Origin of the sequence: Novosphingobium sp. SG751A, assembly GCF_013149295.1 — a bacterium.
Classification (GTDB): Bacteria; Pseudomonadota; Alphaproteobacteria; order Sphingomonadales; family Sphingomonadaceae; genus Novosphingobium.
Genome location: NZ_JABGCB010000002.1, coordinates 392,810 through 408,222, shown reverse-complemented (window position 1 = coordinate 408,222; position 15,413 = coordinate 392,810). Strand labels below are relative to the sequence as shown.

The 15,413-nt window shown below is 65.1% G+C and carries 10 protein-coding genes; 7 read left to right on the top strand and 3 right to left on the bottom strand.

The window, feature by feature from the left end:
* The first annotated feature begins 95 nt into the window (after nt 1–95).
* A complete protein-coding gene (locus FHW96_RS04235) occupies nt 96–2,690 on the top strand; it encodes a TonB-dependent receptor (RefSeq protein ID WP_172339289.1) in 2,595 nt (864 codons plus the stop codon).
* On the opposite strand, the gene FHW96_RS04230 is transcribed toward FHW96_RS04235, so the two are convergent.
* Nucleotides 2,691–3,569, bottom strand: a complete 879-nt coding sequence (locus FHW96_RS04230) for a LysR substrate-binding domain-containing protein (RefSeq protein WP_172339288.1) — start codon at nt 3,567–3,569, stop codon at nt 2,691–2,693.
* A 75-nt stretch (nt 3,570–3,644) separates the two neighbouring features.
* Here FHW96_RS04230 and FHW96_RS04225 point away from each other — a divergent pair, with 75 nt between their 5' ends.
* The 6 genes from FHW96_RS04225 to FHW96_RS04200 all read left to right on the top strand — a co-directional run bounded on the left by FHW96_RS04225 (nt 3,645) and on the right by FHW96_RS04200 (nt 12,561).
* Complete coding sequence (locus FHW96_RS04225) at nt 3,645–4,625, top strand: YeiH family protein (RefSeq protein ID WP_172339287.1); 981 nt, start codon at nt 3,645–3,647, stop codon at nt 4,623–4,625.
* 48 nt (nt 4,626–4,673) lie between these two features.
* A complete protein-coding gene (locus FHW96_RS04220) occupies nt 4,674–5,351 on the top strand; it encodes a response regulator transcription factor (protein WP_172339286.1) in 678 nt (225 codons plus the stop codon).
* Between the two features lie 2 nt (nt 5,352–5,353).
* Nucleotides 5,354–6,730, top strand: coding sequence for a HAMP domain-containing sensor histidine kinase (locus FHW96_RS04215; RefSeq protein WP_172339285.1), 1,377 nt, complete (start codon nt 5,354–5,356; stop codon nt 6,728–6,730).
* A gap of 102 nt (nt 6,731–6,832) precedes the next feature.
* The gene (locus FHW96_RS04210; protein WP_172339284.1) at nt 6,833–10,024 is read left to right on the top strand and encodes an efflux RND transporter permease subunit; all 3,192 of its coding nucleotides are present in this window, start codon (nt 6,833–6,835) and stop codon (nt 10,022–10,024) included.
* Nucleotides 10,017–11,174, top strand: a complete 1,158-nt coding sequence (locus tag FHW96_RS04205; RefSeq protein WP_172339283.1) for an efflux RND transporter periplasmic adaptor subunit — start codon at nt 10,017–10,019, stop codon at nt 11,172–11,174. The genes FHW96_RS04210 and FHW96_RS04205 overlap by 8 nt, the downstream gene beginning before the upstream one ends.
* A complete protein-coding gene (locus FHW96_RS04200) occupies nt 11,158–12,561 on the top strand; it encodes an efflux transporter outer membrane subunit (protein ID WP_172339282.1) in 1,404 nt (467 codons plus the stop codon). Before FHW96_RS04205 ends, FHW96_RS04200 begins: the two co-directional genes overlap by 17 nt.
* Here FHW96_RS04200 and FHW96_RS04195 read toward each other — a convergent pair.
* Both FHW96_RS04195 and FHW96_RS04190 read right to left on the bottom strand, forming a co-directional pair.
* A complete protein-coding gene (locus FHW96_RS04195; protein ID WP_172339281.1) occupies nt 12,558–14,330 on the bottom strand; it encodes a methyl-accepting chemotaxis protein in 1,773 nt (590 codons plus the stop codon). The two genes, FHW96_RS04200 and FHW96_RS04195, sit on opposite strands and share 4 nt — an antisense overlap.
* A gap of 10 nt (nt 14,331–14,340) precedes the next feature.
* Entirely contained in the window at nt 14,341–15,411 is a 1,071-nt protein-coding gene (locus tag FHW96_RS04190; RefSeq protein ID WP_172339280.1) for a chemotaxis response regulator protein-glutamate methylesterase, read from the bottom strand.
* Between the last annotated feature and the right edge of the window lie 2 nt (nt 15,412–15,413).

Genomic DNA, 15,413 nt, shown 5'->3' with positions numbered 1-15,413 from the left:
TGTCAAACCCGTCTTGCGCCTAGGTTTCATTCGCCAAGATCAAATGTATCCGCACGTCAGAAATCAGCGGAGCATGATTGGGAGGAGACATAATAATGAAGTCAGCATATCTGGGCTGCGCGATGAGCGCGGTGGCGGCAGCATTGTGCGTGGCGTCCACAGTTCAGGCGCAAACGCAGAACCCGCCTTCCGAAGACAGCGCCCAGAGCGAGGATAATGGTCGTGTCAGCCTGCATGACATCATCGTCACCGCGCAAAAGGCCCGCACCTCGCTGCAGCATACGGTGGGTTCGATCATTGCCGTGGATGGCGACCGCGCGGCCAAGGAAGGCAAGACTACCCTTTCCCAAGTGTTGCGCGACAGCGCGGGCGTACAATTGATGGGCACGGGCGCCTCGGGTCAGGGCTTTTTCGTCTCGATCCGCGGCGTAGGCTTTGCCCCCGTCTTTGGTCAGGATTCCCCCGTCACGGTCAGCCTCAACGGCGTGTTTCAGCAACGCGCCCAATCCACCCGCGCGCTGTTTTACGACATTGCCCGCGTCGAGGTGGTCAAGGGGCCGGATTCCACGCTTAACGGCCGCAACGCGCTGGGCGGGTCGGTGACGATCATCGCCAATGATCCCTCGCACCGGCTGGAGGCATCGGGCACAGCCGAAATCGGCAATTACGGGCTGCTGGCGGGCCAGGCGATGGTCAACATCCCCATCGGCGACAAGCTGGCCCTGCGCGGGGCGATTTCCAGCGAGGGGCGCAACGGATATCTTTCCAATGGCGGCAGCGACAGCCATGTGACCGGCATGCGCCTGCGCGGATTGTGGGAGCCGAACAGCAAGTTCAAGATCATCCTGACCGCCGACCATGCGGTGCAGAACGGTCTGGGCCAGCAGCAGTCCTCAACCGGGCTGATCGACCTGACCCAGCCGATCAAATTTCCCACCGGATACTGGACCTCGAACAACCCTTCCTCGGGCTATCGCCGCTTCATCAATGACAATTACTATGCCGACATCACCGCCGACCTCGGCTTTGCCCAATTGTTCGTCCAGCCGACCTATAACCGCTCGCGCTATCAACTGGAATCGAACACTTTCAGCCTGCTGACCTATCAGACCCGCCTGTCGCAGGCGCTGGCCTCATCCCACCCCGACCCCACGGGCATCGCCGGCGCGCTGGCCGGCACCAATGGCAAGGAAATCTCTCGGCAGGATCAGAAAACGCTGGAGGTGCGCCTGTCGTCCCAGCCGGGCGCGCGGATCAAATGGCTGCTGGGCGGCTATTACCTCAACAACACCGAGGACACCGGCGTCAACCAGCAGGGCGGCACCGGCTATACCACCGCCGCGCGCACGACCACGCTGGCCACCACATCGGTTCCGGCCACCGCCGTGGTCGATCCCGGCATCGCCCCGCCCGCGTTCTACAGCAGCTACAGCCCCCATCGCGAGGTGCGTAATCTGGCGGCTTTTGGCCAGATTACCTATCCCGTCACCGACCGCTTCCGGGTGACGGCGGGCCTGCGTTACACCGCCGAGCGCAAATTGCGCAACGAACAGGTGGGCAATCTGTGCGTGGCCAATTCGATCCAGACCAGCACCTGCGCCACATCGGGCAGCAGCAGTTTGAACGGCACACCGATCAACACCACGCTTTTCTATCTGCTCGACAATGGCGCGGCGGGCACGACCACCAACAATGGGGCGTGGAGCGCATCCAACCCCACCGGCAACCGCGTGTTCTTCTCGGTCCCGGCCGGGCGGCTCGATTCAAACCGGCTGGATTACAAGGTGTCGGCGCAATATGATCTCTCGCCCACCTCGAATGTCTATGCGTTGGTCTCCACCGGTTTCAAGAGCGGCGGCTTCATCAACATCCCCCCGCCCAGCAGCGGCCTGCTCAACCCCGGCTTTACCAGCACTTTCGATCCCGAAACCATGACATCCTATGAAATCGGCACCAAGAACGATCTGCTCAACCACCGCTGGCGCCTGAATTTCAGCGCCTTTATCTATGACTATCGCAATTATCAGTTCAGCTATGCCGCGCAGGTCTTCAGCCCGACCGCCAACCTTGGCTATACCACGCGCACCATCGACCCGGATTACACCACCACCATCACCGCCAATGCCGCCCGCGCGCGCACCTTCGGAATGGAGCTGGAAAGCACGGTGATCCTTTCGCCCCATGATCGCTTCACGCTCAACATCTCCTATCTCGATGCCAAGTTCCGCACCGTCAATCTGGCGGGCGGCACGGCGGCCACGGTGGCTTTCGGCCAATCGCTCAGCGGCTTTGCCCTGCCGCGTTCGCCCAAATTCGCCATTTCGCCGGGCTATTCGCATGTGTTCGACGTGGGCCATGCCGGAACGTTGGTCGCCTCGATGGACGGGCGGTTTGAAACCGAAAGCAATCTGGCCATCCCATCCAACGCGGCAGCCCTTGCGGCGGGCTGGTTCCGCCAGCCTTCCTTCATGAAGCTCAACGCCACGCTGGCCTTCAACCCAGCGCGAGGCAATTGGGGCGTCACCGCCTATATCCGCAACATCGGCAATGTAGGCACGCTGCAGAGCATCAGCCTGCCCACATCCTATACCAATACGGTGCCGGTGTTCGGCGCGCTCAATCAAACCGCGATCGGCTTTGAGGCTGCCGATCCGCGCACCTATGGCGTGACCATCACGGCAAAGTTCTGATCACCGATCGGCCAGCGAGGCGACAAAGGCCTCGCTGGCCGCGCTCAAACGCCGCGCGCGATGGGTCAGCAACGCAAAACGGCGCGGCGCAAAGGGCCAGTCGAGCCGCACCACCCGCCCCGCCGCCACGCGCGAGGCCGCCGCATATTCCGACACCGCCGTGATCAGATCGCCCGCCTCCAAGGCTTCGAGCACCGCGCCATTGGCCGGCAGTTCGAGCCTTATGTCCAGATCGCCCCAATCCAGCCCCGCCTGCGCCAAGGCCAGGCCCAGATGCGCGCGCGTGCCCGAACCCTTCTCGCGCAGAACCCAGACCGCATCGCGCAAGGCCTCGCGCTCCAGCGCCCGCCCTGCCAACGGATGATCGGCCTGCGCATAGAGGCCCAGCCGGTCCTCGCCCACGGTCTGAACCCTCAGCAGATCCTCGCCCGCCTCGCCCTCGACAAAGGCCAAATCGGCATCGCCCGCCAGCACGGCCTCGGCGCTTTCCTGTGTGTTGCCAAGGGCAAGGTCGAGCGCAATGCCCGGATGTCGCGCGGCAAACCGGGCCATGCGCGCGGGCAGCCAATAGGTCGCCACGGTCTGGCTGGCCGCGATGCGCAAGGCTCCCCGGCGCAATCCGGCCAGATCATCGAGCGCCTGCGCCGCCTCGCGCGCCCGCGCCAACACCCCGCGCGCCTCGGGCAGAAAGGCGCGCCCCGCCTCGGACAGTTCAATCGAGCGCCCCACCCGGTCGAACAGCCGCAGCCCATGGCGCCCCTCCAGCGCGGCCATCGCGGCGCTGACCGAGGGCTGGGTGAGGTTCAGTTCCTGCGCGGCGCGGGTCATGTTCAGGCTTTGCGCGACGGCGACAAAGATGCGGAGTTGTTCGAGGGTCATTTAATAGATCTACTCTATCATAAATACAGATTCAATTGATTGGATCATTGGATGGCGCAGGAGCACAAGCCCCCCATGCAAATGCGCTCCCTCCTCCCCGGCCTCACCCTTGCCGCCGCCATCGCCCTTGGCGCCTTTGCTCTGGAGCAGGTCCAGCTCGCGCTGATGGGCAAGGTCTGGCTCGATGCGCTGGTGCTGGCAATCCTGCTCGGCGCCCTTGCGCGCAGCCTCCGCCCCGCCCCGCAAGCCTGCGCGCGCGGCATTGCCTTTGCCGCCAAGCCGGTGATGGAGGCCGCCGTTGCGCTGATGGGCGCCACGGTCGGCCTTGGCGCGCTGGCGGGCATGGGCGTCGGGCTGGTGGGGGCAATTGTCGCGCTGATCGCGCTGACCATCGCGGTCGGCTATGCCCTTGGCCGCTGGCTGGGGCTGAGCGGGCGGATGGCGCTGCTGGTGGCTTGCGGCAATGCAATTTGCGGCAATTCGGCCATCGCCGCCGTCGCCCCGGCCATTGATGCCGATGGCGATGATGTGGCTGCCTCCATCGGCTTTACCGCGGTGCTGGGCATTGCGGTGGTGCTGATCGTGCCGGTGCTGGCGGGGGCCTTGCATCTCGATGCGGTGCGCGGGGGGATGCTGGCGGGGCTGACGGTCTATGCCGTGCCGCAGGTGCTGGCCGCCGCCCATCCGCTGGGGCCGGTTGCGGTGCAGGTGGGCGCGCTGGTGAAACTGGTGCGCGTGCTGATGCTGGGGCCGGTGGTCACGGTGCTTTCACTGGCCCATGGCGGCGGCACGGCCAAGGGGCGCTTCTTTCCGCTTTTCATCCTCGCCTTTCTGGCGCTGGCCATCGCGCATACGGCGGGCCTGATCCCGCCCGCCCTGTCCGATGCCGCCCATCGCGCCAGCCTGCTGCTGACCGTGCTGGCCATGGCAGGGCTTGGCCTCAGCGTCGATCTGGCGCTGGTGGCCCGCGCAGGGCTGCGGGTCAGCGCCAGCGCGGTGCTGTGCCTGATGGTGCTGTTTGGCGTGGCGGTGCTGATCGTGCGCGTGCTGGGCTAAATTGCATTTCACTTGCCCGCCCCCGCGCCAAGGCATTAGGGGACAGGCATGGCCCAGATAATGGTGGTGGAAGACGATGCCGAAGTGGCGCAGGTGATCACTGATCGCCTGCGGGCGCAGGGCTATGATGTCCTCCACACCACCACCGGGCGCGAGGCTCTGGCCCATACGCACACCACCCGCTTTGACGCGATCACGCTGGACCGGATGCTGCCCGACATGGACGGGCTGGCGCTGGTGGCGCGGCTGCGCGCCGAACAGGTGATGACGCCGGTGCTGATGATCTCCTCGCTGGGCGACGTTGATCAGCGCATTGCGGGCCTGCGCGCGGGCGGCGATGATTACATGGTCAAACCCTTTGCCCCCGACGAGGTGGCGATGCGGGTCGAGGTCCTGCTGCGGCGCGGGCGCGATTATCCGGCCGAGGGGCTGATCACGGTCGGCGCGCTGGAAATGGACCTTATCAAGCGCAAGGTCTGGCTGCATGGCGACCCGGTGGCATTGCTGCAAAAGGAGTTCCGCCTGCTCGAACTCCTCGCCCGCCATCCGGGACAGATCCTGAGCCGCCAGATGATCTTTGAACAGGTCTGGGGCTATTTCTTCGATCCGGCGGACAATCTCATCAATGTCCATATCGGCAAATTGCGGCGCAAGCTGGAACAGCCCGGTCATAAGCCCATCATCGAAACGGTGAAGGGCGAGGGCTATCGGCTGGTGGCGCCCTGATCTTGCGCATCCCGCGCCCCTTTGCCTCCCGGCCGCGCACCTCGCTGCGCTGGGCCGAATTGCGGCGCACGTCCACCTTTAGGCTGATGCTGGCGCTGGGCGCGGTGTTTCTGGTGGCGGTGGCCTTGCTGCTGGGCATTACCTATCGGCTGACCCAGCGCGAGCTGATCAACCGTTCGGACCTCATCCTTGCCTCGGAAACCGCACGGCTGGGCAGCGGGACCGCCGATGAGCGCGCGGGCCGCGTCACCGCCGCGATTGCCGCCAGCACCTCGGGCCTCAACTATTTCGTGCTGATCGATGCGCAGGGGCGCGAGATCGCGGGCAATCTGCATTGGCATGGCCCCCCGCCCGCCGAGGTGATGAAGGAATGGCGCGCGGGCACGCTGGCCCCCGGCCCGCTGCTGACCATGACCAGCCGCCTGCCCGATGGGCAAAGCCTGATCGTGGCGCGCGACATCACCCCGGCGGTCGAATTTCGCGCGCGTATCCTTGCGCTTTCGTTGACAACGGGCGCGGTGGTGGTGCTCTCGGCGGTGGTGGCGGCCGTAGCGCTGGGGCTTGGCCCGCTGCGCCGCATCGGGCAATTGCGAGCGGATGCGAAACGGATCTCGGCGGGCGAATTTTCGCACCGCATGCCCGTATCGCCCCGGCGTGACGAACTCGATCTGGTGGCCAACACGATGAACGGCATGGTCGAGGAGATCGAGCGGCTGATGGTGCAGGTCAAAGGCGCGACCGACGCCATCGCCCATGATCTGCGCAGCCCGCTGGCCCGACTGCGAATGCGTCTGGCGATGATCGAGCCGAAGCCGGAAGGAGTCGATCAGGCGGTTGAGGATATTGACGCGCTGCTGGCTCGTTTCGACGCGCTGCTGCGCATTGCCGAGCTTGAGGCAGCCAATCGCCGCGCCGGTTTCGGCCCGCTCGACCCGATGATGCTGATGACCAGCGCCGCCGAACTCTACGAGCCGCTGGCCGAGGAGCGCGAGATCGAAATCGCGCTGAGCGGCAGCTATGGCCATCAGATCATCGGCGACGAGGCGCTCTTGGTCGAAGCGGTGGGCAATCTGCTGGATAATGCCATCAAATTCGCGCCCCATGGCGGCAAGATCCGCCTGTGCCTGATCCGTCGGGGCGAGGAAATGGCGATAGAGCTGGCCGACAATGGCCCCGGCATCGCGCGATCCGAACGCGACGCGGTGCTGCGCCGTTTCTATCGCGGCGCGGCCAGCCGACAGACCCCCGGCTCCGGGCTGGGCCTCAATCTGGTGGCCGCGATTGTCCATCTCCACGGCTTCGGGCTGGAACTGGACGATGCCGCGCCCGGCCTGATCGTGCGGATCCGCGCGCCGGAATTTCGCGTCGGTCCGGCATAAACGCAACCTAAAATCCAATTCATTTGAAACCAGCCCCGCGTGAGACGAAACGCATACTCGCAACCGGCGCATCCCCCACCGCGTCGTCAAGATCGGGTATTCATGCTCCAACTCGTCAAAATCGCCCTAGGCAAGCCATACACTTTCGTGGTCATGGCCATCCTTATCGTGCTGGGCGGCTCCATCGCCTGGCTGCGTTCGCCCACCGATATTTTCCCCGATATCAAGATGCCGGTGATTGCGGCGGTGTGGACCTACAAGGGTCTGCCCCCCGAAGACATGGCCGGGCGCGTGGTCTATTATTACGAACGCCAGCTTTCCACCACCGTCAACGATATCGACCATGTGGAAAGCCAGTCCTATGCGGGCATGGGCGTGGTCAAGATCTTCTTTCACCCCGGCGTCGACATCCGCACCGCCACCGCGCAGGTGACCGCGATTTCGCAGACCGTGCTGAAACAGATGCCGCCGGGCATGACCCCGCCGTTGGTGATGAATTACAACGCCTCGACCGTGCCGATCCTGCAACTGGCGCTGTCCTCGCCCACGCTGGGCGAACAGAAGGTGTTCGACTATGGCATCAACGCCATCCGGCCGGGCCTTGCGCAGGTGGAAGGCGCCGCTGTCCCCACACCCTATGGCGGGCGCGAGCGTCAGATCCAGATCGACATCGACCCCGCCGCGCTTCAGGCGCACCACCTCTCGGCCACCGATGTGGGCACCGCGCTTGCCGCGCAGAACCAGATCGTGCCGCCCGGCAGCGCGCGCATCGGCACCTATGAATATAACGTCCATCTGAACAACAGCCCCAGCGCCATCGACGATCTCAACAAGCTGCCGATCCGCACTGTGGGTGGCACGACGATCACGATTGGCGACGTGGCCCATGTGCATGACGGCTCGCCCCCGCAACAGAATGTCGTGCGCGTTGATGGCACCCGCGCGGTGCTGATGACGATCCTGAAGGCCGGTTCGGCATCGACCGTGGCGATTGTCGACGGGGTCAAGAACATCGTGCCGCAACTGGCCGTGACGCTGCCTTCCGATCTCAAGATCTCCTACCTTTCCGACCAGTCGATCTTTGTAAAAGGTGCGGTGTCGGGCGTGATCCGCGAAGGCGTGATTGCCGCCGTGCTGACCAGCCTGATGATCCTGCTGTTCCTCGGCTCATGGCGCTCGACGGTCATCATTGCCGCCTCAATCCCCTTGGCCGTGCTGGCCGCTGTCATGGGCCTTGCCGTCACGGGCGAAACGCTCAACATCATGACGCTGGGCGGATTGTCGCTGGCCGTGGGCATTCTGGTGGACGACGCCACCGTCACCATCGAAAACATCAACTGGCACCTTGAACAGGGCAAGGGCGTACAGGAGGCCATCCTCGACGGGGCGCAACAGATCGTCCAGCCCGCGCTGGTCAGCCTGCTTTGCATCTGCATCGCCTTTGTGCCGATGTTCTTTCTGCCGGGCGTGGCGGGCTTCCTCTTTGCGCCCATGGCCAAGGCGGTGGTCTTCGCCATGATCGCTTCCTTCATCCTCAGCCGCACGCTGGTGCCCACCATGGGCAATTACCTGCTGCGCGCCCATGCCCCCGAACATATCGGCGAGCAGATGCGCGAGCATGACGCCACCGTGGGCCATGCCAACACGCATAACCCTCTGCGCCGTTTCCAGCATGGTTTCGAGGTCCGCTTCGAAAAGGCGCGAAGCTGGTATGTCGGCGTGCTCTCGCTGGCACTCAATCGGCGCAAGCAGGTAGTGGTCGGCTTTGCCGTGATCGTCGCGCTTTCGTTGGTGCTGGTGCCTTTCCTTGGGCGCAATTTCTTCCCCTCGGTCGACACCGGCCAGATCGGCATCCACGTGCGCGCGCCGGTCGGCACCCGCATCGAGGAAACCGCCGCCCAGTTCGACCGCATCGAGGCCCGTGTGCGCGCCACCCTGCCCAAGGGCGAGATCGCCAGCGTGACCGACAACATCGGTCCGCCGGTTTCGGGCATCAACCGCGCCTATTCGAACACCGGCGGCATCGGCCCTCAGGATGGCGACATCCTGATCTCGCTGAAAGAAGATCACGCCCCCACCGACGAGCACTTACGCAAATTGCGCGCCGATCTGCCCCGCGCGTTTCCGGGCACGGTCTTTTCGTTCCTGCCGGTCGATATCGTCAGCCAGATCCTGAACTTTGGCGCCCCGGCCCCCATCGACGTGATGATCACCGGCCCCGATGCCGTCGCCAATGAGGCCTATGCCCATAATATTGCCGCCAGGATAGAGCGGCTGGGCGGGGTGGTGGACGTGCGCCTGCAACAGGCATCCAACTATCCCCAGATCGGCGTCAACATCGACCGTGCGCAGGCCGACCGTCTGGGCATTACTGAGAACGATGTGACGCGCTCGCTTTCCGTCGGCCTGTCCGGGTCCAGTCAGGTCGCACCCACCTTCTGGCTCAACCCCAAGAACGGCGTGTCCTACCCTATCGTGGTTCAGGCCCCCCTGTGGCACACGGACAGCATCGCCGCGCTGCAAAACACCCCCGTCAGCGGCAGCACCGGTGCGTTCCAGACGCTTTCAGCGCTGGGCACCTTGAAGCGCGGCCCCAGCCCGGCGGTCATCACCCATTATGCGGTGCAGCCCGCCTTTGACATCTATGCCGCCACGCAAGGGCGCGATCTGGGCGCGGTTTCGGCCGATATCCAGAAGATCCTCGACGCCACCAAGGGCGATCTGCCCAAGGGCGCGAAGGTCAATCTGCGCGGCCAGACCCAGACGATGAACACCGCCTTTGTCGGCCTGCTGGCAGGGCTCGCGGGCGCCATCGTGCTGATCTACCTGCTGATCGTGGTCAATTTCCAGAGCTGGGCCGATCCGGCCGCCATCGTCTCGGCGCTGCCCGCGGCGCTGGCGGGGATTGCCTGGATCCTGTTTGCCACGGGCACCACGCTGTCGGTGCCCGCGCTTACGGGTGCGATCCTGTGCATGGGCGTGGCCACGGCCAACTCGGTGCTGGTGGTCAGCTTTGCCCGCGAAAGGCTGGCAGCCTGCGGCGATGCGCTTCAGGCCGCGCTGGAGGCCGGGTCCACTCGTTTCCGCCCCGTGCTGATGACGGCTCTGGCGATGATCATCGGCATGGGTCCGATGGCGCTGGGCATGGGCGAAGGGGGCGAACAGAACGCTCCGCTTGGCCGCGCCGTCATCGGCGGTCTTATCTTTGCCACCATGGCCACGCTGGTTTTCGTGCCTGTGGTGTTCAGCCTGATCCATCGCGGCGATCAGAAGGAGCTTTCCCACAATGACTGATTTTTCCTCAACGCAGGCCACCCCTCCCCCCCCCCGGGGCCTGCGGTCGGCGGGCATCACGGCTGGCATCGTCGCGATCGCCGTGGTGCTCGCCGGCACCTATTGGCGGATGCACGAAAGTGCCGAGGCGCATGAATGGGCCGAAACGCAAAGCACGCCCACGGTCCGCCTGATCACCCCCAAGCCCAGCGGGGCCAGCGACGAGCTGGTCCAGCCCGGCACGATCGAGGCATGGACATCCGCGCGCCTGTTTGCCCGCGTGCCCGGCTATGTGCGCGCATGGTATGCCGACATCGGCGCGCATGTGGCGGCGGGTGCTCCTTTGGGCGCCATCGACACGCCCGAACTGGACCAGCAGATCATTCAGGCCCGCGCCACCCTTGTCCGCGTCAAGGCCGAGGCCACGCTGGCCCGCACCACGGCGGCGCGCTGGACCGATCTGCTGAAATCCCATTCGGTTTCGCAGCAGGAAACCGATGAAAAGAACGCCAATGCCGCCACCCATGTCGCCGCCGTGGCCGAGGCGCAGGCCAATCTGGGGCGTTTGCTGGCGATGAAGGCCTATGCCACGATCCGCGCGCCCTTTACGGGCACGGTCACGCTGCGTAATGCCGACATCGGCGATCTGGTCGGGCCGGGTTCCACCAACCCGAACCCGATGTTCGCCATGGCCGATGGCCACCGGCTGCGCGTTTACGTAAGCGTGCCCCAGCAATATGCGCCGCTGATGCATGCGGGCCTTTCGGCGCGACTGACCGCGCCTGCATGGCCGGGGCGCAATTTTGAGGCAAAGCTGGTCGATCAATCGGGCGCGATCAATCCGCAGACCGGCGCGCTTCAGGTACAATTGGTGATGGACAACAGCGACGGCGCGCTGCGCCCCGGCGGATTTGCGCAGGTCCATTTCGACGTACCGGTCCCGGCCGGTCGCCTCAATGTGCCGTCGAGCGCGCTGATCCTGCGCGGCGGCGGGGTCAAAGTGGCCACCGTGGACGCCTCGGGCAAGGTCCATTTCGCCAATGTCACCATTGCGCAGGATCAGGGCAATTCGGTCGAGATCAGCTCGGGCCTGAAGCCCGGCGAGAAGGTGATCGACAGCCCGCCCGATTCGCTGCTGGAAGGGGAAACGGTGCATGTTGCGCATGGATAAACGCTGGGTCGGACTTCTGCCCCTGCTGGCGGCGGCATGCAGTCAGGCCCCGGCCTATCGCCCGCCCGCGGCCCCCCTGCCCGCCAAATTTGCCGATGCCGACAAGGTCTGGGGCGAGGCCCAGCCCGCTGCGCCCGCCGCAGACAAGGCATGGTGGCGCGCGCTGAACGATCCGGCGCTCGATGCGATGGAGGACCGGCTGGAGAAGGACAATCCCAGCCTTGCCGCCATCCTTGCCAAGCACCGTCTGGCCATGGCTGCGCTGCGCCAGAGCAAGGCGGCAACGATGCCCGATGTGGAATCGGGCGGCACCTTGACGCGTAACCGGCAATCGGACGACCGCCCCTTGCGCGGCGGAACCCAGCCCACTTACTACGAGGCCGATACCGTAAGCGCCACGGTCAGCTATGAGCTGGACCTGTGGGGCCGGGTGCGCGACAGCGTGAAGGCTGCGCGTGCCAATGCGCAGGCCAGCGCCGACGATGCCGCCGCTTTGAAATTGGCGCTGCAGGCCGATCTGGCCAGCACATGGGCGGCGATGCGCGGGGCGGATCTGGAAATCGCGATCCTGTCGGACGCGGTCGGCGCCTATCAGCGCGCCGATGATGTGACCCACCATCGCTATGACGGCGGCATTGCCACCGGCATTGATGTGGGCCGCGCCGATGCGCAATTGGCCGATGCTCAGGCGCAATTGGCGCAGGTGCGCGCCCAGCGCGCCGTGTTGGCCCATGCGGTGGCCACGCTGGCCGGCATTCCGGCGGGCGAGGCCAAGATCGACACGCTCGACCATCCGCTCTCGGTGATCGGCGCGCCTGCCGCTTTGCCCTCGGCTTTGCTGCAACGCAGGCCCGATATTGCCGCAGCCGAAAGGCGGATGTATGCCGCCAACCGCGCCATTGGCGTGGCCCGCGCGGCGCGTTTTCCGCAGATCTCGTTGGGCGGCACGGGCGGTTTTCAGAGCATGGCGGTGTCCAGCCTGATTTCCGCGCCCAATGCTTTCTGGGCGCTGGGGCCGCAATTCTCGCTGTCGATCTTTGATGGCGGGCGGATCAAGGCGCGCATCGAATCCGCGCGCGCCGATTGGGACGCAGCGGCCGCCAATTATCGCGGCGGCGTGCTTCAGGCCATGCGCGAGGTCGAGGATGGGCTGACATCCATGGACCAGTTGCAGCAGGAAGGCGCGGCCCAAACCCGCGCAGCCGCCGCCGCCGGGCAGGCCGCAAAACTGTCCTATGAACTCTACATCAAGGGCGCGAACACGCTGCTTGATGTGGTGACGGCAGAGACCGCCGAACTGGCCGCCCGCCGCCGCGCCGCGCAAGTGGCCACCCAGCGGGTACAGACCAGCATCGCCCTTGTCCGCGCACTGGGGGGAGCGGCTTAAAACAGCGCATCATCGAACAGGGCGTCATCATCATCCGGCGGCGGATTGTTGGCGCCCGAAACCCCGGCATGGCCCGTTGATATGCCCATCAACGGCGTCATGCCGGGCAACAGATGACGGTCATGCACGCGGCGCTCGCTGCTCATCGTATAGCGGCGGGCCAGATCCTCCATCAGCGCGGCGGCCGGATGCGGAACGGCGGCATTCGTGTCGGCCCGGTCGCCACTGGCCAGCACAGCGAAACTGTCGGTCATTGCGCGCAGGCTTTCGGACAAGGTGCCGCAGATGGACAATTCATCGCAGGCCACATCGATCATGCCCGCGATGCCCTGCGCGCGCTGGTTCACCTCGCCCATGGCCTCCTCGCTCTGGCCTGCGCCCTGCTGGATGATCGCCAGAGCATTGGTCAGCATCGTATCCACACCCGCCTGCGCGCCCGCCTCATGGCCGATTTCAAAGGCTTCGCTCTGAATGCCCAGATCATCGGCCACTTTGGCAATGCCCAGGATCAGTTCGGCCAGTTGCTGAGAGCAAATGCGGATTTCATCGGCGATCACCGCGACGGGCCGCCCGATCTGGGCATCACGGCGGGCGCGGATGTTCACATTGATCGCCATATAATCAACGTCAAAGCGCAGGCTTTCGATGGTCTGCACGCGCTGGCGCAGGGCATGAACCACCTGCACCACGACATCGGCAATCTCGACGGCCTTTTCATTGGCGCGCTGCAACTGGCTGGTCATACCATTGGCGCCCGCGATGCAGTCGCCCAGATCGCGCAGGAAATGGCCGCTTTGCTGCATCATATCGTCGCGGTGGCCATGGCTGAGCAATGCCGTGCAATCAGGCCCCAGCGCCCCAAGCGCATCAAGCAGATCGCCGGTCTGGGCGATGAAATCCCCGGTCAGATCGCCCAGTTGGTCGCCAAAAAGGCGCAGCATATGGCCGCGCGTTCCGGCCTTGTCCGCGCCCTCCGGCTGGGCCAGCGCGCTTTCGAGCATCCGGCAACCGTCCAGCACATGCTCCAGCCTTTGGCGGGTGATATCGCCGATCTGCATCGCCCCCAGCGCATGACCCACCCGGCCTTGCAGCCGCAGGATGATGTCGCGCGAATGGGCCGCCACCTGCGCCAACCACATCTGACGCGAGCGCAATTGATCGACCTCCTGCACCAGCCGGTCCGGCACCTGCGGGATCACGCGGGCGCATTCGCGCGCCAGCACATCATCCACCCGCCGCATATCGGTCAGGCTGGATTGCATCAGCTTGATCTGATTGTTGAAGGCCTCGACCTCACGGCTGCCTGATTTCAGCTTCACGCTCATATCATTGGCGAATTCGACGAATTCATCGGCGCCCGCCGCCGCGATCTTTAAATTGACCGTATAGAATTCCAGCACCGTCAATATGCGCGCGATCTCGGCCGAATGGGTGCCCAATTGCTGCATCACCTTGGCCAGAGCCGTCACCTGCCGCGACCTTTCGGCCTGCCGCGCGGGGGCCTCGCGCAATTGGCGAGCGGCCGAAAGCAACGCTTCGGCCGCCTCGCTGTCCTCGCCCGAATCCTCGCCCAGCACTCGGCTCATGGCATCGAGCCCCGAAAGCACCGCCCCCATCGCATCGACCAGCCGGGCCAGCGTCTCGCCCGCCGGGATGAAGCGGGAATCGAGGCTGGCGACAATATCGGCCATGCCCGCCTGCGCATCGGCGGTCTGGCCGGAGCCGGCGGGCGTGCTGTTCTCAACCAGCGTAAAGCGGGCATGTTTCATCGAAATACCTTCACTTGGCCGCCGCATGCAGCAATTCACGCGCAACATTGCCCAACGGCACGATGCGATCGACCGCGCCGCGCGCGATGGCTTCCTTGGGCATGCCAAAGACCACGCTTGTCGCCTCGTCCTGCGCAATGGTGCGCGCACCGGCCTGCTTCATTTCCAGCATGCCCTGCGCCCCATCGTCGCCCATTCCGGTCAGGATCACCCCCACCGCATTGCTGCCCGCCGATTGCGCGGCCGAACGGAACAGCACATCGACCGATGGCCGATGGCGTGAAACCAGCGGGCCGTCGCGCACGCTGACCGTATAACGCGCGCCCTGCCGCGTCAGCAGCGTGTGGCGCCCGCCCGGCGCGATCAGCACATGGCCGCGCATCACCGTGTCGCCATCCTCGGCCTCTTTAACATCAACTTCGCAAAGCGCGTTGAGCCGCTGGGCAAAGGAGCGGGTGAAATGTTCGGGCATATGCTGGACGATGACGATGCCGGGCGCATTGGCGGGCAAGGCCTCCAGCACCTCGCGCAGCGCTTCTGTGCCCCCGGTCGAAGCGCCGATGCAGACGATCTGCTCGGTGGTCCGGCTCATCGCGCGCGATCCGGGCGGGGGCAGCACGGCGTCGGCCGTCAGCTTTTGCTGAGGCACGACCGGCTTGCGTTCGGTGCGGGCGCGCACGCGGGCGCGGGCCGCGCCTTTGACCACGTCGCAGATCCGCTGATGCTGCTCGGCCAGAAAATCGGCCACGCCCGCCTGAGGCTTAAGGATCACATCCACCGCGCCCGCCTCCAGCGCCTGAAGCAGCGTATCGGACCCGCTCTCGGTCAGCGAGGAACACATGACCACCGGCAAAGGGCACTGGCTCATCAGCTTGCGCAGGAAGGTGATGCCGTCCATGCGCGGCATTTCCACATCCAGCGTCACCACATCGGGCAACTCATCCTTGATATAGCGCGCCGCCGCAAAGGGGTCGCTGGCCGCGGCAATCACCTCGATCTGGGGATCGGCCGACAGGATGCGCGTCATCATCTGGCGCACGCTGGCCGAATCGTCCACGATCAGCACACGGATCTTGGTCATCG